This window comes from Bradyrhizobium sp. MI1.7, from assembly GCF_055811795.1.
This window is the reverse complement of record NZ_JBVVPO010000039.1, coordinates 56,190-73,532: the sequence shown is the minus strand read 5'-3', so window position 1 is coordinate 73,532 and position 17,343 is coordinate 56,190. Positions and strand designations below refer to the sequence as shown.

Genomic DNA, 17,343 nt, shown 5'->3' with positions numbered 1-17,343 from the left:
GGCCCCCCAGGCCCCCCACAAACCCGTCATTGCCGCCCCCCGCAAAAAAAACCAGACTGCCTCTGCGGAAAGATTCTGGATTGCTTCGCTGCGCTCGCAATGACGGAGTATGTTGCGGCTGCGTCGCAACAGTTGAGAGGGCACCATGGCCTTTCGTTCCCGCCGAGAAAAACTGCGTTCGATCCTGACGGGCTCGACCTGCGTTCATCCCGGCTCGGTCTATGACGCGATCTCCATCCGTATCACCGAGGATCTCGGCTTTCCGCTCGGCATGTTCGGCGGCTCGGTGGCCTCGCTCGCGGTGCTCGGCGACCCCGATGTCACGCTGATCACGCTCACCGAGCTTGCCGAGCAGATGCGGCGGATGTCGCGCGCGGCGACGCTGCCGGTGCTGGTCGATGCCGATCACGGCTATGGCAATGCGCTCAACGTGCGCCGCACGGTGCAGGAGCTGGAGACCGCGGGCGCCGCCGGCCTCACCATCGAGGACACGCTATTGCCGGCCGCCTTTGGCGAGGCCAAGACACAGCTGATCTCGCTGGAAGAAGGCGTCGGCAAGATGAAGGCGGCGCTGGATGGCCGCGGCGATCCCTCGCTCGTCATCATGGGCCGCACTGGAGCTGCCTCGGTCACCTCGATCGAGGATGCGATCCGCCGGGCCAGGGCCTATGAGGCGACCGGCGTGGACGCGCTTTTCTTCACCGGCATCAAGTCGCGCGCCGAGCTCGAGGCGATTGTCGCCGCTACGCGCCTGCCGATCGTGCTCGGCGGTGCGCCGGACGAGTTGAACGCGATTGACTATCTCGCCAGCCAGCGCGTCCGCATCGCGCTTCAGGGCCACGCGCCGATCGCGGCTGCCACGCAGGCCGTCTACGAAACGCAGAAAGCGTTGCGCGAGGGCACGCCGCCGAAGAACCTCACAGGACTTCCGTCGCCGGACCTGACCAGCCGCGTGATGCGCGAGGCCGACGTCAAGGCACGCAGCGCCGGCTTTCTCGGGCTGAAAAAATGAGCCGGGCGATCCTCCAGGTCATGATCCGCGGCCGCGTGCAGGGCGTCGGCTACAGGGCCTGGGTCGAGTACCAGGCAACAACGAGTGGCCTCGAAGGCTGGGTTCGCAACCGCCGCGATGGCAGCGTGGAGGCGCTGTTTGCGGGAACGCCGAAGCATGTCGCCGACATGGTCGCGCTGTGCCGCCACGGCCCGCCATCCTCGCGCGTGGACAGCGTCACCAGCGAGACGGCCGGTGCGGATGAGTTGAACCTGCGGAGGGCAGGGGAAGCGTTTTCGGTGTTGCCGACGGTGTGAGAGCGGATTCTCTTTCCGCGCGGGCGGTGCGCTCCCTCGCCCCGTTCTTACGGAGAGAGGTGAAAAATCACCGCGGCAGCTTCGAGATCGCCTCGCTCAGCTCGTGAATCTCGTAGGGCTTGCGCAGGATCGGGAAGTCGCCGCGGACATCGGCGGCGGCTTCGCTGTAGCCGGTGGCGAGCAGGATCGGCAGGCCAGGGTGGATCTGGCGCAGATGATGGGCGAGACCGAGCCCGTCCATCTTGCCGGGCATCACGATGTCGGTGAACACGAAGTCGACGCCGTTCTTCTCGAGCTCGCGCAAGGCGGACTCGGCGTCGGCAACCCGGTGCACGCGATAGCCGAGCTGCTCCAGCAATCCGATGCTGACGAGCGCGACGTCGGGATTGTCCTCGACCAGCAGCACGGTGCCGCTACCGGGAACCGGCACTGCTTCAGGGATATCGATTGGTGCGGTCGCGGTTTCGCGCGGCAGCAGGATGGTGAAGGTCGTGCCCTTGCCGAGCTCGCTTGCGACCCTGACCGTGCCGCCCGCCTGATGAGCGAAGCCGTGCACCTGCGACAGGCCGAGGCCGGTGCCTTTTCCGACGGGTTTGGTCGTGAAGAACGGTTCGAAGATCTTGTTGACGACGTCGGAGGGGATGCCAAGCCCGGTATCGGCGACGGTGATGGCGACGTACTCGCCGCTGTGGAGCGGATCGTTCAGGACGACGTTGCGTGCGCCGACCGTCACGGTACCGCCGTCGGGCATGGCGTCGCGAGCGTTGATGACGAGATTGAGCAGCGCCGTCTCGAGCTCGGAGACATCGGCCTTGACCGACCAGACCTCGCGGTCGATGTCGAAGGCGAGACGAACGGCGCTCCCGACGCCGGCGTGAAGCACTTCGCGGATCGCCTCGATGCGGTCGCCGAAGCGGATCGCCTGGGGATTGACGCTCTGCCGCCGCGCGAAGGTCAGGAGCTGGGCGGTCAGTGCGGCGCCGCGCTTGGTTGCGGTCTCGATCGCGGACATCGCGCGCTGAATCTTGGCCTCGTCCTCGTCGCGCTTCTTGAGGATGTGAAGGCTGCCGCTGATGATCATCAGGAGGTTGTTGAAGTCGTGCGCGACGCCGCCGGTGAGCTGCCCGAGCGCATCGAACTTCTGCGACTCGGCAAGCTGCCTCTGCATCGCTTCGAGCTTGAGCTGCGAATTGCGCCGCTCGGTGATGTCGCGGGTGATCTTGGCGAAGCCGACCAGGCTGCCGTGCTCGTAGATCGGATCGATGATGACGCTCGCCCAGAAGAACGTGCCATCCTTGCGAACGCGCCAGCCTTCCTCCTCGTAGCGGCCGTGGTCCCGCGCGATGCCGAGGGCACGGGCGGGCTTGCCGTTGGCGCGGTCGGTCTCGGTGTAGAAGCGCGAGAAATGCTGGCCGACGATCTCTTCGGGCGAATAGCCCTTGATCCGCTCGCCGCCGATGTTCCAGCTCGTGATGATCCCGGTGGGATCGAGCATGTAGAGCGCGTAGTCCGCGACTCCTTCCACCAACAGCCGAAAACTGCGCTCGCTTTCGAACAAGTCTCTCTGTTGACTGGACTTTGTCGTCATTCTCAACCCGCCTGGAACCGGGGCAAACGCCCCGAAGGGCGTTTGGTTCCCGTTCTCTGGGCCGTTTTTAGGCAAATACGACGGACGGTATACAGGACGCAAGCCGCCGAGCGCTCTTGACAATCAGTCGCGCTCGTCAGATATTTCTGTCATGACAGAAATAACCGGAAAGAAGAAACTGCCCACCGCCGTCGAGCGCTTCATCCTGCATTGGGGCGACATGGGGGACGGGTGGGGCGTCAACCGCTCGGTCAGCCAGATCCACGGGCTGCTTTATCTCGCCGAGGCGCCGATGACGGCCGAGGACATCGCCGACACGCTCGGCATGGCGCGCTCCAACGTCTCCAACTCGCTGAAGGAGCTGCTCGCCTGGAACCTGATCCGGCGGGTGCCGATCCTCGGTGACCGCCGCGACCATTACGAGGCCGAGACCGACATCTGGGAGGTCGCCGCGAGAATCGCGGCGCGGCGCAAGGAGCGAGAGCTCGATCCGGCGATCACGGCGCTCAGGGCCTGCGTGTCCGATGCCGCAGATGATCCGACCATCAATCCGGTCGCAGCCAAACGGCTGAAGGAGATGCTCGCCTTCACCGAACTCGCCGACCACTGGTTCATGCAGATGCTGAAGGTGCCGCGACCGCGGCTGGTCGCCTTGATGCGGCTTGGCGAGAAGATCGCCAACCTGCTGCCGCTGGGCAAGGCCAAATAGCGTTGAGGAGGGTACGATGACGTCGGCTCGATTATCAGGCTCCAGCGCATCTCCCTCAGCTCACGTCAAACTACTCGACGACCGCCGCTTCCGCGCGTTGCTGTCGGACGAGGATTGGGGCCGGCTGCCGCTCGCGACCTGGCGGCGCTTTTCGAAACGGGTCGCTGACGGCGACAGTGTCGTTTATGTCGGCGTGGTCGACGAGGTCTCCTTCAGCGACATCGGCTGGTGGTTCGCGCAAGCCGCCCGCCTGATCGGCGGACCGCTGCCGACCGGCCGCGACACCGGCGTCCCCATGATCGTGACCGTCACCGAGGACGGCGCGAACGGCGGCCAGACCTGGACCCGCATCTGCGCGCGCAAGCGCGGCTTTCCGCAAGTGATCCATTCCGCCAAGCGTTTCGCCGGTCCGACCGGGCTTGAAGAGTATGTCGGCTTCGGCGTCTCGATGGCGCTCCGCATCGCGGTCGAGGGACAGGCGCTGACCTTCCGTAGTGCCGGTTACGGACTCCAGCTCGGACGCTTGTGGATCCCGCTGCCGCAATCGCTCACGCCCGGCGATCTCACGGTGACGCATAGCGATCTCGGCGAGGGCGCCTTTCGTTTCACCCTCGATGTCACTCACCCGCGTTACGGCGCGCTGATCCACCAGTCCGCCGTCTTCAGGGAGGCCGTATCATGACGCCGCTGTTGTGGACCCTCATCGCCATCCAGATCGTGATGGGCGTGTTCGACACTTTCTATCACCACGAATTCACCGAGCGCCTGGCGTGGCGCCCGTCGCAGCGTTTCGAGCTGAAGCTGCACGGCATCCGCAACATGCTCTATGCGCTGCTGTTCCTGCTGCTCGGCTGGTTGGAGGTTTACGGCGTGCTGGCGATCCTGATCGTGGCAGTCCTGGTCGCCGAGATCGTCATTACGCTGATGGATTTCGTCGAGGAGGATCTGAGCCGCAAACTGCCGCCGAGCGAGCGGATTAACTACACGCTGCTTGCGATCAACTATGGCGCCATCCTGGTGCTGCTGCTGCCGGTGCTGATCGATTGGGCGATGCAGCCGTTCGGCGTGAGTGTCGTGTATCAGGGCCTGCTCAGCATCGCCGCCACTGCCTGCGCAGTCGGTGCAGCGCTCTGCGGCGTCAGGGACTTTGCGGCGATGCGCCGGCTCGGGCGCATGAAAAGCGTGCCTGCGCACGGGCTCGTCGAGAAGGTCCCCGGCCGCAAGACCGTGCTGATCACTGGCGCCACCGGCTTCATCGGCAGCCGCCTTGCCGCGAGCCTCAGCGGGGCAGGGCACGACGTCATCGCGCTGATCCGTAACCCTGCGAAAGCCGAGATGCTGCCGCCGCCGGTCACGCTGATCACCAGCCTCGATCAGCTCGCATCGGACACGCCAATCGACGCCATCGTCAATCTCGCTGGCGAGCCGATCGGCAACGGCCTCTGGACCGAGGCAAAGCGCGCGAAAATTCTCGGCTCCCGCATCGACATGACCGGCGAGGTCGTAAATCTGATCGCGCGGCTCGAGCGCAAGCCGGAGGTCCTCGTCAGCGGCTCTGCGATCGGCTGGTACGGCCTATGGGCCGACCAGGTGCTGACGGAATCGGCGAAGTCACATGCCTGCTTCAGCCACGAGCTGTGCGCGGCGTGGGAAAAGGCGGCGCGGCCGGCCGAGGAGCTCGGCGTCCGAGTGGTCTGTTTGCGCATCGGCCTCGTGCTGGGCACCGAAGGCGGCTTCATCACGCGCATGTTGACGCCGTTCGAGTTCGGCCTCGGCGGTCCGCTCGGCACCGGGCGGCAGTGGATGTCCTGGATCGAGCGCGACGATCTGATCCGGCTGATTGCCTATGTGATGGCGACGCCCGATCTCACTGGGCCCGTCAACGCCACCGCGCCGATCCCCGTCACCAACGCAAAATTCACCGAAGAGCTCGGCCGTCGTCTGCACCGGCCCGCGGTGTTTCGTATCCCCGGCGGGTTGTTGCGCCGGATCGGCGGCGGCTTTGCCGACGAACTCCTGCTCGGTGGCCAGCGTGTGCTGCCCAACAAGGCGCTGAGCCGCGGTTTTGTCTTTCGGCACGAAACGCTGCGCAGCGCGTTCGAGGCGATCCTGTGAGGTGATGTCATGTCTTGCGAGACCTGCCCGCGCGTGGTGAACGGTTGGTTTCGGGGATGCTTGACGGCAGCGACGACATTGGCGGCATTGCCGGTCATCGCGATGATCCTGTCCCTGCCGTACCGGGGTCTTGAGGAGAACCTCGGCGGTATCATCACCTTGGTCTTGTTTGTCTTGCCGCTGATCTTGATCCTGGTCTGCCTGCTTAGTGGGATGCCGGCCGCACTCGTGATCTTGTTCGGGGAAGCGCTCCGCATTCGCTCTGTGTTGTTCTACGTTCCTGCCGGTGCGGCGATCGGTGCATTCATTTGGCGGATCACCGTTGGGGCCAACCATCCGTTGGGGCTGCTCTTTGTACTGGCCGGAGCTCTCGCGGGAATCGCCTATTGGTTCGCCGCGGGCAAGTATGCGGGCGAGGAGGGGCAGCCTGAGCGCTAGGCTGCCACGCTCCGAAACGTCGCCGCCACCGCACGCAGCGCGGCGAGCTTGGCGGGATCGCTGACCTTCGAATGCAGCATTACCTTCGAGCTGCCGAGCTTCGGCAGCTTGTGCGCGGGGCCGATGTCGACCAGCCCGGGAGGCGCGATCCGGCGCGCGAGCGGCGCAATCGCAAGGCCGGCAAGCGCGGCCGCGACCACCGCCGTAACGCCGCCGCCGACAAAGCGTTCGCGCCAGGCGAGGCCGGCCTTGTCGAGCGCGCGCACTGCGATGGCGCGGACGCCGCAGGGCGGGGCGAGGGTTGCGAGCGGCAGCGGCTCACCCTTCGGCAGGGTGAAGCGCCGTGCGGCGAACCAGCCGAACTCGTCTTCGGCCAGCTTCTCGCCGCCGCGGCGACTGCCTTCCTGGCGGACGATCACGGCATCGAGCTGACCTGCGTCGTAAGCGTCCTGCATCTCGCGTGAGAAGCCGATGGTGACGGCGAGGGTGAGACTTGAGGACATCGCGTGCAGGCGTTCGAGCAGCGGCACCAGCTCGGGGCCCGCGGCATGGTCGGAGATGCCAAGCGAGAGCGACTGCGCAGTCGATGTTTCGCCCGACAGTGCACGGTCATGCGCCTCCATCAGCGCGCGGGCGCGATCGAGGAACGCGGCGCCGTCGGCGGTGAGCCGGACCGCGCGCGGCGAGCGCTCGACGAGGCGCTTTCCCAGCAATGTCTCGAGCCGCTGAAGCTTCAGGCTGACGGCGGCCTGCGTCGTGCCGAGTGCTTCGGCGGCGCGCGTAAAACTCTGGAGGTCGGCGACCAGCAGGAAGGCCTTGATGGTGGCGATGTCGAGCGTTGCTGTCATTATGAATGGTTATCACTGGTATCAACAGAGATAAGATACCAAAATGACGGGGCAAGGTCTAGCTTCTCACCAACGCCGCGCAAACTCCGCGCAGCATCTTGAGGAGAACCACCATGCCCCTGATCACCGTGTCCTACACCACCTCCCGCCAGTCGCCGTCGCTGAAGGCCGATATCGCCAACGCCGTGTCCGAGCTGACCGCAAAGATCCTGCACAAGGATCCCAGGGTGACCGCCATCATCGTGAAATCGGTCGACGCAGGCGACTGGTTCGCCGGCGGCAAGTCGCTCGCCGAACAGAAGCTTGCGAGCTACTGGATCGACATCCATGTCAGCGAAGGCACCAACACCAAGGACGAGAAGGCGGCCTATCTCGCCGCGATGTTCAAGCGCATGGCCGAGATTTTGGGCCCGCTGCATCATGAGACCTACCTGCATGTCGACGAGGTCAAGGGCGACGCCTACGGCTTTGGCGGCCTGACCCAGGAGCGGCGCTACATTGCCGGCAAGCTCGAAGTTGCGTTGCAGGCGGCGTAAGGTAGCTGGCCGCGGGTGAAGAATCTCACCCGCGGCCTGAAGCCGTCAGCTCGCCGCTCGGAACTGGACTTCAGCGTTGTTGATGAAGCACGTCTTGTCGAACAGCTTGAGGTCCAGCGGGTTCGGCAGCCTGATATCGTCGAGGTCTGGGCACGGCTTGACCGACGGATCATATGATCGATCGATCTGCGAGATGAAGACGACGATCAGCCCCGCATCGCGCGCGAAGGATTTCAGTGCGCGCACCTGAACAGCGAGATCAGGATTTTCCCGCCTCTGGTCGAGCAGTTGCAGATAGTCGATCACCACGACCGTGCCACGAGGCGCCGCGGCCATCTGCTTGACGACGTAGTCGGCGCTGATGGCGTCGGAGCAGTCAACCTCAAACAGTTTGTCGAACTGCGCCGGCGCCACACCGATCGCCCGCAGGCGATCCAGCACATCATTCTGCGTGTACTCGAGCGAGAAGAACGCCGCGCGATGGCCCGACTTCATGGCCTCGACGGCCAATTCGAGGCTCATCAGCGTCTTGCCCTGGCCGGGGCGCGCGCCCACCAGCACCAGATCACCCGGGCGGAATTGCGGGAACAGGCGATCGGCGGGCGTCAGTGCGGCGGCCTTTGCCGCGAGCATGCTCCAGGCGGAAAACCCTTCCGTCGCAGCGATGCGGTCAAGCGCGTCGTGGAGCGGAATGCCTTCCTCGCGCGACAGGCGCTTGGCTCGTCGCTTCAGATGATAGATCGGCGCAGAGAGTCTCATCGTCAAAACCTCCCATTGCGAGCAGAAAGCGCAATCCCTCCTTATGCCTGGCGCTCGAACAGTCGGTCCGACGATCATTCGCCCGGCATGATGTCTGCTTTCCCGGCGGAGGGGGGAGGCGTGGGCGGCACCTGAAACGAGCATAGCCGATTCCACCACAAGCGGAGAATATGCGCCGGTCAGGCTCGAACAGGAAAAGTTAGACGGCCGCTTCCGCCACCAGCGCGCGGGTTGGTCCGAACAGCTCCTCGAACGCCTGGCGCAGCGCCACGTCGACATCGGCCATGGTCACGAGCTGGCCGAGATCGACCAGCGAGGTGACGCCGTAGCGGGGGTCGGCGACGCCGCAGGGCACGATGCCGGCGAAATGCGACAGCTCCGGCTCGACATTGATGGCGATGCCGTGGAACGAGACCCAGCGCTTCAGCCGCACGCCGATCGCCGCGATCTTGTCCTCGTGCTCGGGCCCCTTGTCCGGGCGCTTCACCCAGACGCCGACCCGGTCCTCGCGCCGCTCGCCGCGGATGTTGAAGGCGGCGAGCGTCCGCAGGATCAATTCCTCCAGGCTCGCGACATAGGCCCGGACGTCCGGCCTGCGCCGCTTGAGGTCGAGCATGACATAGGCCACCCGCTGGCCGGGCCCGTGATAGGTCAGCTGCCCGCCGCGCCCAGTGGCAAAGGTCGGGAAGCGGGGATCGAGCAGGTCGGTTTCCTTGCCCGAGGTGCCGGAGGTGTAGAGCGGGGGGTGCTCGAGCAGCCAGACCAGCTCGGGCGCCTCGCCGGCGGCGATCTGAGCGACTCGCGCCTCCATGGCGGCCACGGCCTCCGGATAGGGCACCGGCGCGTCCGAGATTCGCCACTCCACGGGCTCGCCGGTGGAGGCGGAAAACGACGTTAAATCGAGGTCTTGGCGGGGGTTTTGAGGCGAATTAACCATTGGCTAACCATAACGTGGTGATCATCTGGGGAGCAAATGCCAAGTCCTTTGGCTTAAGTCCCAAGTTGCGGCGGTCCTGACAGTGCCCACTCTCGATAAAGTCACCGTGGATCTCATGGTCGTCCTCGGGACGACCACCATGCCGATCCATCAAGTATTACGTCTTTCCCGCGGCGCCATCATCGAACTGGACGCAACCGAGGCCGACGAGGTCAAGGTTCTCGCCAACAATCTGCCGGTCGCCTCCGGCGTCGTGCTGGTCGACCGCAACCGGATCGCGGTCGAGGTCAAGCAGATGCTGCCGCGCACGACGGGCACGCGATAGCGGCCCGGGCACGCGGTAACGGCCCGGGCACGCGGGAGCGGCCCGGGGTAGCCGGCAGGGCCGGGGCCCTCGATAGGGCCGATCCGGGCAGGGGTCCGGATTTTTCCTGCCAAGCTTGTGGAATTCTGGGCCTTTGCAGGCTTGTACCCCTCTGATGGATTTGTTAGATCGGCGCCGTTGATCCGGCAGGCCTCAAGCCCTAAGCCGGCATCCCCAAAGCGCTCGTGGCGGAATTGGTAGACGCGCTGCCTTGAGGTGGCAGTGAGTAAAATCGTGGGGGTTCGAGTCCCTCCGAGCGCACCAACCTCGAAAGCCGATCGATGGAGAGACCGGCTCAGGCAGCCCAGGTCTTCGCCGTTCGGCAGTCCCCGCCTGACGGTTCGAGTGTAAGGCTGGCGGCTCGGCGTGATCGCCGTTTGCAACAGGGCACGCGTACTGAACATCACGCAGGTTGCTCATCACCGCGGCAACGACACCAGTAGCCAGACGCCGGCGGCCGCACACGCAATGCCGGCGGCGCGCGCGATCCATCGTCCGATCGGCGTAAGTTTCTCCAACAGGACGAGCAGGGCCAAAAGCGCAATCCAAAGCACGTTCATCACCCCGCCTACGAACAAAAGCGCCATCAAGACCCAGCAGCAGCCGACACAATAGCCTCCGTGCCGCAGCCCCAGCAGCAGGCAGCCTCGCAGGTCGCCGCGAAAGCCGCCGTGGCGCATCAGGAACAGAAATGGCGACTGGCATTGGGCGAGACAGACGTCCTTGAGCGGTGTCCATTGATAGACTCCCGCCGCGATCAGCACGATTGCACTGAGCAGATTGCTGGCGATCGTCATCCGGGAATCCAGCAGGACCGCCCGCTCGATCGCCCATTGGAGTAGGGTTGCTGCCAGCGAAAAGCCGCCCCAGGCGAGGAGATAACCGGCCGCAAACCAGCCGGTCGCAGCGAACGGCTTGCCCTGCGCTTTCCCCTGTCGACCCACGCGGGCGTACATGAGGATCATGGGTGCTGCCGAGGGTGCCATCATCCCGACCATCATCACCACCCACATCAGCAACACATACGCGAACTCGATCGCTCGCCATGGCTCGCTCGCCGGCAACATGATTCCGATCCCGGCCGGGATCATGCGGAACCCGGTCATGTCCATGCCGCCCATGTCCATGTCCTTGGCGAGCCAGAGCACATAGGCCCATGCCAGTGCGACAATGATCCCGATCGCGCCGCCGACGATCCAGCGATCGCGCCGCAGCACGGTTTCCAGGGGGCCGTCGGTCATTTGCGATAAGTGTTGCCGGCCTTCTCGCAAGGCCGGGTCAGGAGTTGCATCACGCCTGGTTCGACCAGCGGATCGGCGCATAGAGGCCGTTCTTGCCGGAATTGTCCCAGCGCATGCCATGATCGCTGAACGTATTACCGGCGGCGCCGACCGCCATGACCATCCTGTCGGGGCTGACTGGATGGCCGATGTTGGCCCACATTTCCCCGCTCGGATGCATGGTCGGCAACGGGTCGACGGACATGTGCAGAATATCAGGGATTTCCGCGGACCGCGTCTTGCCCTCGATTCGGAATGTGATCGGGACCTTGCGAACCCCCAGGTTCTTGCTGATCAGCGGTGTGAACGCGGCCATCGGACCACCGGCGGCGCCGGTGAAGATCGCAGCTAGAGCCTCGGTCTGCTCATCGTTGGCGCGCTGGTCGATATAGGCGGCCACCGACCAATCTCCGTCCGCCATGATCCCCGGCGCGTGGAGGATAACCAGGACATTGAGTCCATCGAGCTCGATGTTGCCATAGCGGCCGCTCTCGACGTGGAAGATCAGCGGTACGTTACAGAAGCCCTCGGTCGGTCGCGCGGTCAGCGGGGGAGCCGCCGACACGAGGCAGGGACACACGATGCTGCAACTGCAATTCTCGAAGTAGTCGCCGGAAAGGTGCCATGGGACATCTGCCATCGCCATCTCCCGCTAGGCCGAACCCGTCAGATTACTTTCGAATAAGCTACGTGGAGTTGAAAGTTACGCTGCGTGGCGAAGTCCCGCAAGCTGAAGTCCCGCAAGCTATTGTGAGGTTCGGTCAATCCACGGGAAAGAGCACCTATCAGCTGGAGATCCACCTGAACTCTTTGCCCATTTCCGCAAGCCATTGAAACTTCAATAAATGCGACCGCCCTCCGAGCGCACCAAACGGCGGATCGCGCCGCTTTAGCCGGGGTAGGGGCCTGTTTCTGCCGAAATGCCCTCGCAGATCAAGTCGATGATCTGATCATAGAACATCAGACGAAAGTGGCTGCATCGGACGAGATGCGTCTGAGCGAATCTCTTCAGCCCATCTGATTTGCCGAGATTGACCACGGCAGCCTGGCGCGGCGGCGGTCCCCAATCGATTGTGTCGAAACTGAAATTATAGACTTCCTCCGGCGTGATCATCGAAACCTGTGGCCGATGAATCCGCAGATGCCTCATGTCGCTTTCGATAGAACAGTGCGCGTCCGGTTGGAATGAGTTGGAGCGGGCAAAGCCTGGAACACCGGCCACCCCGCGGGATCCTCCCTGCTCACGCAATTGTTCCTGGACGTAGCCTGCCAGGGGCGCTGGTCGATCGACACCTTCTTATTGCGCTTCTATGCTATCACATCTTATAATTGATGAACTCCGAGAGACACGAAATATCGGTCGCTGGCTTCCGGGTCCGAACACGGGCGGCTGGAGTCGAGCACCTTTGCAAGGAGGGCAGCATGACGCTCAAGTCGGGATTCCAATTCGCGGAGGCGCAACTTCTGCTTGAGATGGCGCAGCGTGCCTACGCCGGCACGCCATCGCTGACCGAAGCGGTGGCAACCTGCGGCGTGCCCTCCGTGCCCGATCCAAGCTCAAATTGGGCGATCCGCAAGGACCTCACCCCGACGAGTGCCACGCTATTGGATAATTACTGGCAGGTCTGGCAGAACCAGAGTGACACCACCCAATACGCGATCGCGGTGCGCGGCACGGTCGCAAGTGCGGCCAGCGTGTTGGCCGACTTGCTGTTCCCGCTGATCAACGCGCGCTTTGACGTGAAGCTCGGTCCGATCTCGCTGCCGTTCTATCTTGCCCGCGATGAGGGTGACAGTGCGGTGAAAGCCGGTGTGCATTCGGGCTTCGCTCTGAGTTTGCTGCTCATGCTGTTCACCACCGATAGCCCGTTGTTCGTGACCTTGGGGCTGCTCGCGGAGCAGGGCAACGACGTCTACATCACCGGGCACAGCCAAGGTGCCTCGATCGCCACGCTGCTGACCTCGCTGGTCCGGCACTCGACGGATGTCTTTAAGGGGCCGGCCTACAAGACCTATACCTTCGCGCCTGCCAAGGCCGGCAACGACCATTACGCATACGATTACGCGCGGCTTGCCGCCGTCGACGGATACGGTTGGGCCGCGACGTCGACGCAGGACTGGGTGCCGCAGGCACCGTTTGCCCTGGAGTGGATATCAGACCTCAACACGCCAAATCCGCTGCGTGGGTTCGGCGGCAGTCTCAATCCTGAAGCAATGATCGCGCTCGGCAGCGTGGTCACCGACGGTGAGAGCGCAGTCAATCGCGTTCGCGACGATGCGGTGAGGCGGCTCAAGCAGCGGGTCGAGAGTCTTTCTCGGAGACTGATATCCGAGACGATCCATTTGACCGCCGCCGATCTCGGCGCGGCAACCGCCGCACCGATCACGGGATCAACGATCTCGGATTTGATCCAACAGATCCTCGGCCAGATTCAGGCCTCGCTGAACTATGCTGACGCCGGCGCGCTGCTGCCGCTCTTTGCCAACCCGGGCGGCAACCCGACCGATGGGACGCCGGGATGCCAGAAGCTGGACTATTTCTGGCAGCACCACCTCGGCAACTACCTGAAATACATGAAGCAGCAATATGGCGGCTGAGCCGGGAAGGACTGCGTGCGCCCTCCGAGCGCACCACCTTCATCCTTATCGCTGTTTTGGCTGGATTTCGGCGACTGCCTCGCGCGGTGCTCGTTGGTCCAAGCGATCATCAGCTTGTCCGCCGGTCAAAGTGACCGGCGGGAATATGCTGTCGTAGATCGCACGCGCCTCACGGATGAGGCGCTGCCGCTCGAGCTCGGATTTCGGAACCAATCGAACGACGTTGGTCATTTGCGTTCCGCGGCTTCGTCCGCGCGGCGCCAGACCGGGAAGGGGTCTGCGAGCTTCGCCCATTCCGTGACGTTCATCGCCGGCTTTCCCGGGACGAGGCAGGCATCCAGACGGGCGCGGAGCGAACCTTCATCCATACTGGTGCCGATGAACACGATTTCCTGGCGGCGATCGCCATAGATGTCGTTCCAGTTCGCACGCAGCTGCTTCCGCCAGGACGGATCATCCGGCCATCGTTCCGCGGGTACGGCCGCCCACCAGAAGCCAAGCGCCTGCGTGCGCGTGATCGTGCCAGCCTGGCTGATCTCGCCAAGCCATTGCGGGCGCGTCGCCAGCCAGAAATGTCCCTTGGCGCGAATGACGCCGGGCCAGGGCTGCCTGACGAACTTGTCGAACTTTTCGGGATCGAACGGCCGGCGCGCGCGATAGACGAAGTTCGTCACGCCGTATTCCTCGGTCTCCGGCACGTGATCGGCAAAGCCGTAGAGCTCTTTGAACCAGAGCGGATGCTGCTGCGCCCGCTCGAAGTCGAACCGGCCGGTGTCGAGAATGCGATCGAAGGCGACCCGGCTGTGGTTGGCTTCGATCAGATCCGCGTCCGGATTGAGCGCGCGGATGATTTTCCTGGCCGCCTCGCGCTGCGCTGGCGAGGCATCGTCGACCTTGTTGAGAACGATCACGTCGGCAAATTCGATCTGCTCGACGAGGAGATCGACGAGCGTGCGCTTGTCGTTCGCCAGCGCTTCGCCGCGCTGATCGAGAAAATCCGTCGACGAATAGTCTTTGAGCAGGTTCACGGCGTCGACCACGGTGACCATGGTGTCGAGACGCGCCACATCGGAGAGGCTTTCGCCGTCTTCGGAACGGAAATCGAAGGTCGCCGCAACCGGCAGCGGTTCGGAGATGCCGGTGGATTCGATCAAGAGGTAATCGAAGCGGCCATTTTCTGCGAGGGCGCGCACCTCCTTCAGGAGGTCGTCTCGCAGTGTGCAGCAGATGCAGCCATTCGTCATCTCGACGAGCTTCTCGTCAGTCCGGGACAGGTTCGCATCGCCATCGCGAACCAGATCCGCATCGATGTTCACCTCGCTCATGTCGTTGACGATCACGGCCACCTTCAGGCCGTGCCGGTTGTTCAGGACGTGGTTCAGCAAAGTGGTCTTTCCAGCCCCGAGGAAGCCGGACAAGACGGTGACGGGGAGTTTTTGCATGGAGATCGAAGAGCCTTTTCAAGGGGATAGGGCGGTGACGCGTGGGGAGGGGCATTGGGACCGAATATGTAATGTTATAACATTACATTCGTTGGCGACGCCGACGTCAAGCCGTTTTGCAGCTCAGCTGAAATTCACGCGAACATTGAGGTGGATGATCGTTGTAACGATCGGCTGCCGCTCAGCCCTAGGCAGCAGCGCGCTCGAAGGACCGGCGCGACGGACTTAGCCGTATTCGTCGCCAATCCCGTATTCGCGGTAGATCTCGAGCGGATCCGTGTCCGGAAACAGGCGGCATTTGGCCTGGGCGAGGTGCAGGCTCACCGCCGACGGCTCCTTGCCGTTCGCCAGCATCTTGCGGATGTCGTCCATATGCGCGCTCGGCTGGTGTTTTGGTTCGAGCTGCTCCAGCGCGACGAGCGCAGTCGCCAGGGCCTCGGTCAGCACCCAGTCGTCGTGGCCCGTGATTCCCTTCTTCGGCATCGGCAGACCCCACATGCGGTGGCTGTGCCAATGTACCGTAGCTTCCGGCGAATCTCCATCGCGCAGCTGGCAACCTCGCGCTTACGTGGAACACGCAGGCCCCGGTACTCTCGCTTGCATTATGAACGCGCGTGGCTAAAAGGCGGCCGGCGATCGAATCTTTGTCGAAATAAAGATGACGTAGACGGGTCGCACCGCTCAGGGCTGGAGCCAGCATGGTCTTTCTTAGCTTCGTCTACCGCTTCGTGACGAACTTCGCCTTCATGGCGATGGTCTATTTCAGCCTGAATTTCATGGAGAAATACCAGAACCGGGCGATCCTCGCGATCCTCGTGCTGGTCTATGCCGGCATGCGCGCGGCCTCGACGCTGCGTGCGTTCTATTTCTTCCAGAAGATCGAGAAGCTCGAGGCGGAGACCAAGCGCCTGCAGGCTCCGATCAATGACGGTTCGGGCGCAACGAACGCGCGCAAGCAGGTCGTGGCCGACGTTGCCCGGCTGCGCCGCGACGGCGAGCTCAAGTCCTATATGGACCTGTTCTTCCTGGCGCTGATCGTGCTGCTCTGTGTCGCCAACATCATGCGCCAGTAGAGCTTACTGCGCGCGCTTCTTCAGGCTGGCGACGCGGGTCGGATGCGTCGCGGAACTCCGCGGTGTGGCGCCCTTGGGCGCCGTGCTCTTGGGGGCAATGCTCTTGGGGGCGGTGCCCGTAGCCTGCGCGGTGTGCTTCGCTCCGGCCGGCGCCGTATGTGCGGTCCGATGTCCGCGCGACTTGCCGGCCTTGCCCTTGGCCGCATGGGGCGTCTCGGCCGCCATTGCCAGCCGCATCGCGGCGCGCCGCGACAAGGTCGTCGACAGCAGGACCTCGACCGAGCCCTCGGGGATGGCAAAGAGATCGCGGTCGGGCACGGGCAGGGTGGCTGCGACATTCGCCAGCGCCATTGTCTTGCGCGGCAGCAGCGGCTGATGCTCGGTCTGCGCGTTGAGGTCGGCAAGCGAGGGCGCCGGCAGTGTCTTGGTCTGCGCGAACACGAAGTTCGGCACGGACGGCCAGCGGGCGATCGGCACGGTCTCGGTCGGTGGATGCAGCAGCCATTCCACCGGCGTGGTCGGCGTTGCCGGCCGGTCGGCGGTCGCGGGCACCACATGCACGATGCGATAGCCGCGCGCCTTGAGGTCGCGGATGATCTTCGGCAGCGCCGCCACCGTACGGGGCTGGATGTCGTGCAGCAGCAGGATGCCCTTGCCCTTGGCTTCCAGCCGCTGGATCGCGAGCTGATAGACGCGGTCGGACGACACATGGCGCCAGTCGTCGGCGGGGAAGTCGGCGCTCCAGACCTGGATGCCGCGCGAGATCAGGAGGTTTTCGACGCCTTCGGCGCGCATCAGGCCGGGAATGCGGAAGAACGGCGCGAGCTTGGACGAATCGGTCATCGCGGCCGAGGTCCACTCGATGCCGCCGTTGATCTGCGCCTCGGCCTTGTCGAGCGGCATCCGGTCGAACGTCAGCGGATGGTTCATGCTGTGCGTGCCGACAGTGTGGCCCGCGGCAATCAGCTTGCGCACGCCTTCCGGGTTCGCCTTGGCCTGCTCGCCGATGATGAAGAAGGTCGCCTTGATGCACTCGTCGTCGAGCATCTTGAGGATCTGGTTCGAATATTTCGGCAGCGGACCGTCGTCGAAGGTCAGAACGACTTCATGGTCTTTCAGCGGCAGCGTTTCGCGGTACTGCATGGTGCCGATGCGCGGATGCTCGCGCGGATCGACCACGAGGGTGCGGGAGGTCCCGAGTGCATCCGGATGGCCGGGACAGTCCGCCGCAAGGGCCGCCGGTGAACCGACGACCAACAGCCCCAGACACAGGACGATCCACGATCGCGTCCGAACAACAACGCTACTTCCGATCATGAACCTCGTCTGCCTCCTTACGCGACTGCCG

Annotated in this window: 21 protein-coding genes and 1 tRNA gene; 11 read left to right on the top strand and 11 right to left on the bottom strand. The window is 63.9% G+C overall.

What is annotated here, in order from left to right:
- Nucleotides 1-145: 145 nt before the first annotated feature.
- Nucleotides 146-1,012 (top strand): isocitrate lyase/PEP mutase family protein, encoded by an 867-nt coding sequence (locus AC0L3X_RS29595; protein WP_354131466.1) that lies wholly within the window; start codon nt 146-148, stop codon nt 1,010-1,012.
- A complete protein-coding gene (locus AC0L3X_RS29590; RefSeq protein ID WP_014494616.1) occupies nt 1,009-1,308 on the top strand; it encodes an acylphosphatase in 300 nt (99 codons plus the stop codon). Before AC0L3X_RS29595 ends, AC0L3X_RS29590 begins: the two co-directional genes overlap by 4 nt.
- Nucleotides 1,309-1,375: 67 nt before the next feature.
- Here the strand turns inward: AC0L3X_RS29590 and AC0L3X_RS29585 are convergent, their stop codons facing one another.
- Complete coding sequence (locus AC0L3X_RS29585; protein ID WP_354113677.1) at nt 1,376-2,896, bottom strand: PAS domain-containing sensor histidine kinase; 1,521 nt, start codon at nt 2,894-2,896, stop codon at nt 1,376-1,378.
- Nucleotides 2,897-3,047: 151 nt separating this feature from the next.
- Between AC0L3X_RS29585 and AC0L3X_RS29580 the strand changes: the two genes are divergently transcribed.
- The 4 genes from AC0L3X_RS29580 to AC0L3X_RS29565 are packed head-to-tail and all read left to right on the top strand — an operon-like array spanning nt 3,048 to nt 6,158.
- On the top strand, nt 3,048-3,605 hold the full coding sequence (locus AC0L3X_RS29580) for a GbsR/MarR family transcriptional regulator (RefSeq protein WP_071912979.1): 558 nt from the start codon (nt 3,048-3,050) through the stop codon (nt 3,603-3,605).
- 16 nt (nt 3,606-3,621) lie between these two features.
- Complete coding sequence (locus tag AC0L3X_RS29575) at nt 3,622-4,287, top strand: DUF4166 domain-containing protein (RefSeq protein ID WP_354113676.1); 666 nt, start codon at nt 3,622-3,624, stop codon at nt 4,285-4,287.
- Nucleotides 4,284-5,720 (top strand): TIGR01777 family oxidoreductase, encoded by a 1,437-nt coding sequence (locus AC0L3X_RS29570; protein ID WP_354131467.1) that lies wholly within the window; start codon nt 4,284-4,286, stop codon nt 5,718-5,720. Before AC0L3X_RS29575 ends, AC0L3X_RS29570 begins: the two co-directional genes overlap by 4 nt.
- A 9-nt stretch (nt 5,721-5,729) precedes the next feature.
- Entirely contained in the window at nt 5,730-6,158 is a 429-nt protein-coding gene (locus AC0L3X_RS29565) for a hypothetical protein (protein WP_166342223.1), read from the top strand.
- On the opposite strand, the gene AC0L3X_RS29560 is transcribed toward AC0L3X_RS29565, so the two are convergent.
- A complete protein-coding gene (locus AC0L3X_RS29560) occupies nt 6,155-7,006 on the bottom strand; it encodes a LysR family transcriptional regulator (RefSeq protein WP_283016793.1) in 852 nt (283 codons plus the stop codon). The genes AC0L3X_RS29565 and AC0L3X_RS29560 overlap by 4 nt on opposite strands.
- A 113-nt stretch (nt 7,007-7,119) precedes the next feature.
- Here AC0L3X_RS29560 and AC0L3X_RS29555 point away from each other — a divergent pair, with 113 nt between their 5' ends.
- Complete coding sequence (locus tag AC0L3X_RS29555; protein WP_208070100.1) at nt 7,120-7,542, top strand: tautomerase family protein; 423 nt, start codon at nt 7,120-7,122, stop codon at nt 7,540-7,542.
- A gap of 45 nt (nt 7,543-7,587) precedes the next feature.
- Here the strand turns inward: AC0L3X_RS29555 and AC0L3X_RS29550 are convergent, their stop codons facing one another.
- Nucleotides 7,588-8,301, bottom strand: coding sequence for a DNA helicase (locus tag AC0L3X_RS29550; RefSeq protein WP_283016792.1), 714 nt, complete (start codon nt 8,299-8,301; stop codon nt 7,588-7,590).
- Nucleotides 8,302-8,500: 199 nt separating this feature from the next.
- Nucleotides 8,501-9,238, bottom strand: coding sequence for a lipoyl(octanoyl) transferase LipB (gene lipB, locus AC0L3X_RS29545; RefSeq protein WP_283016791.1), 738 nt, complete (start codon nt 9,236-9,238; stop codon nt 8,501-8,503).
- Between the two features lie 82 nt (nt 9,239-9,320).
- Between lipB and AC0L3X_RS29540 the strand changes: the two genes are divergently transcribed.
- Both AC0L3X_RS29540 and AC0L3X_RS29535 read left to right on the top strand, forming a co-directional pair.
- A complete protein-coding gene (locus tag AC0L3X_RS29540; RefSeq protein WP_015685538.1) occupies nt 9,321-9,563 on the top strand; it encodes a FliM/FliN family flagellar motor switch protein in 243 nt (80 codons plus the stop codon).
- A 218-nt stretch (nt 9,564-9,781) separates the two neighbouring features.
- Nucleotides 9,782-9,866, top strand: a tRNA-Leu gene (locus tag AC0L3X_RS29535).
- 155 nt (nt 9,867-10,021) lie between these two features.
- Here the strand turns inward: AC0L3X_RS29535 and AC0L3X_RS29530 are convergent.
- The 3 genes from AC0L3X_RS29530 to AC0L3X_RS29520 form a co-directional block, all read right to left on the bottom strand.
- Nucleotides 10,022-10,843 (bottom strand): DUF2182 domain-containing protein, encoded by an 822-nt coding sequence (locus AC0L3X_RS29530; RefSeq protein ID WP_283016790.1) that lies wholly within the window; start codon nt 10,841-10,843, stop codon nt 10,022-10,024.
- Between the two features lie 49 nt (nt 10,844-10,892).
- A complete protein-coding gene (locus AC0L3X_RS29525; RefSeq protein ID WP_063982744.1) occupies nt 10,893-11,522 on the bottom strand; it encodes a DUF1326 domain-containing protein in 630 nt (209 codons plus the stop codon).
- Between the two features lie 249 nt (nt 11,523-11,771).
- Nucleotides 11,772-12,104, bottom strand: coding sequence for a hypothetical protein (locus AC0L3X_RS29520; RefSeq protein ID WP_283016789.1), 333 nt, complete (start codon nt 12,102-12,104; stop codon nt 11,772-11,774).
- Nucleotides 12,105-12,304: 200 nt separating this feature from the next.
- Between AC0L3X_RS29520 and AC0L3X_RS29515 the strand changes: the two genes are divergently transcribed.
- Nucleotides 12,305-13,480 (top strand): lipase family protein, encoded by a 1,176-nt coding sequence (locus AC0L3X_RS29515; RefSeq protein ID WP_283016788.1) that lies wholly within the window; start codon nt 12,305-12,307, stop codon nt 13,478-13,480.
- A 45-nt stretch (nt 13,481-13,525) separates the two neighbouring features.
- On the opposite strand, the gene AC0L3X_RS29510 is transcribed toward AC0L3X_RS29515, so the two are convergent.
- From AC0L3X_RS29510 to AC0L3X_RS29500, 3 genes are all read right to left on the bottom strand, one after another.
- Complete coding sequence (locus AC0L3X_RS29510) at nt 13,526-13,711, bottom strand: hypothetical protein (protein ID WP_071913000.1); 186 nt, start codon at nt 13,709-13,711, stop codon at nt 13,526-13,528.
- On the bottom strand, nt 13,708-14,922 hold the full coding sequence (zigA, locus tag AC0L3X_RS29505) for a zinc metallochaperone GTPase ZigA (protein ID WP_283016787.1): 1,215 nt from the start codon (nt 14,920-14,922) through the stop codon (nt 13,708-13,710). The genes AC0L3X_RS29510 and zigA overlap by 4 nt, the downstream gene beginning before the upstream one ends.
- A gap of 225 nt (nt 14,923-15,147) precedes the next feature.
- Entirely contained in the window at nt 15,148-15,405 is a 258-nt protein-coding gene (locus AC0L3X_RS29500; RefSeq protein WP_174770120.1) for a hypothetical protein, read from the bottom strand.
- Nucleotides 15,406-15,620: 215 nt separating this feature from the next.
- Between AC0L3X_RS29500 and AC0L3X_RS29495 the strand changes: the two genes are divergently transcribed.
- Nucleotides 15,621-15,995, top strand: a complete 375-nt coding sequence (locus AC0L3X_RS29495; RefSeq protein ID WP_014494631.1) for a hypothetical protein — start codon at nt 15,621-15,623, stop codon at nt 15,993-15,995.
- 3 nt (nt 15,996-15,998) lie between these two features.
- Here AC0L3X_RS29495 and AC0L3X_RS29490 read toward each other — a convergent pair whose 3' ends face one another.
- A complete protein-coding gene (locus tag AC0L3X_RS29490; protein WP_283016786.1) occupies nt 15,999-17,312 on the bottom strand; it encodes a polysaccharide deacetylase family protein in 1,314 nt (437 codons plus the stop codon).
- Between the last annotated feature and the right edge of the window lie 31 nt (nt 17,313-17,343).

What these genes read in the sequence shown, in the direction of transcription:
- AC0L3X_RS29595 (WP_354131466.1), top strand. Translation starts at nt 146, where the DNA reads ATGGCCTTTCGTTCCCGCCGAGAAAAACTGCGTTCGATCCTGACGGGC.
- AC0L3X_RS29590 (WP_014494616.1), top strand. Translation starts at nt 1,009, where the DNA reads ATGAGCCGGGCGATCCTCCAGGTCATGATCCGCGGCCGCGTGCAGGGC.
- AC0L3X_RS29585 (WP_354113677.1), bottom strand. Translation starts at nt 2,896, where the DNA reads ATGACGACAAAGTCCAGTCAACAGAGAGACTTGTTCGAAAGCGAGCGC.
- AC0L3X_RS29580 (WP_071912979.1), top strand. Translation starts at nt 3,048, where the DNA reads ATGACAGAAATAACCGGAAAGAAGAAACTGCCCACCGCCGTCGAGCGC.
- AC0L3X_RS29575 (WP_354113676.1), top strand. Translation starts at nt 3,622, where the DNA reads ATGACGTCGGCTCGATTATCAGGCTCCAGCGCATCTCCCTCAGCTCAC.
- AC0L3X_RS29570 (WP_354131467.1), top strand. Translation starts at nt 4,284, where the DNA reads ATGACGCCGCTGTTGTGGACCCTCATCGCCATCCAGATCGTGATGGGC.
- AC0L3X_RS29565 (WP_166342223.1), top strand. Translation starts at nt 5,730, where the DNA reads ATGTCTTGCGAGACCTGCCCGCGCGTGGTGAACGGTTGGTTTCGGGGA.
- AC0L3X_RS29560 (WP_283016793.1), bottom strand. Translation starts at nt 7,006, where the DNA reads ATGACAGCAACGCTCGACATCGCCACCATCAAGGCCTTCCTGCTGGTC.
- AC0L3X_RS29555 (WP_208070100.1), top strand. Translation starts at nt 7,120, where the DNA reads ATGCCCCTGATCACCGTGTCCTACACCACCTCCCGCCAGTCGCCGTCG.
- AC0L3X_RS29550 (WP_283016792.1), bottom strand. Translation starts at nt 8,301, where the DNA reads ATGAGACTCTCTGCGCCGATCTATCATCTGAAGCGACGAGCCAAGCGC.
- lipB (WP_283016791.1), bottom strand. Translation starts at nt 9,238, where the DNA reads ATGGTTAATTCGCCTCAAAACCCCCGCCAAGACCTCGATTTAACGTCG.
- AC0L3X_RS29530 (WP_283016790.1), bottom strand. Translation starts at nt 10,843, where the DNA reads ATGACCGACGGCCCCCTGGAAACCGTGCTGCGGCGCGATCGCTGGATC.
- AC0L3X_RS29525 (WP_063982744.1), bottom strand. Translation starts at nt 11,522, where the DNA reads ATGGCAGATGTCCCATGGCACCTTTCCGGCGACTACTTCGAGAATTGC.
- AC0L3X_RS29515 (WP_283016788.1), top strand. Translation starts at nt 12,305, where the DNA reads ATGACGCTCAAGTCGGGATTCCAATTCGCGGAGGCGCAACTTCTGCTT.
- AC0L3X_RS29510 (WP_071913000.1), bottom strand. Translation starts at nt 13,711, where the DNA reads ATGACCAACGTCGTTCGATTGGTTCCGAAATCCGAGCTCGAGCGGCAG.
- zigA (WP_283016787.1), bottom strand. Translation starts at nt 14,922, where the DNA reads ATGCAAAAACTCCCCGTCACCGTCTTGTCCGGCTTCCTCGGGGCTGGA.
- AC0L3X_RS29500 (WP_174770120.1), bottom strand. Translation starts at nt 15,405, where the DNA reads ATGCCGAAGAAGGGAATCACGGGCCACGACGACTGGGTGCTGACCGAG.
- AC0L3X_RS29495 (WP_014494631.1), top strand. Translation starts at nt 15,621, where the DNA reads ATGGTCTTTCTTAGCTTCGTCTACCGCTTCGTGACGAACTTCGCCTTC.
- AC0L3X_RS29490 (WP_283016786.1), bottom strand. Translation starts at nt 17,312, where the DNA reads ATGATCGGAAGTAGCGTTGTTGTTCGGACGCGATCGTGGATCGTCCTG.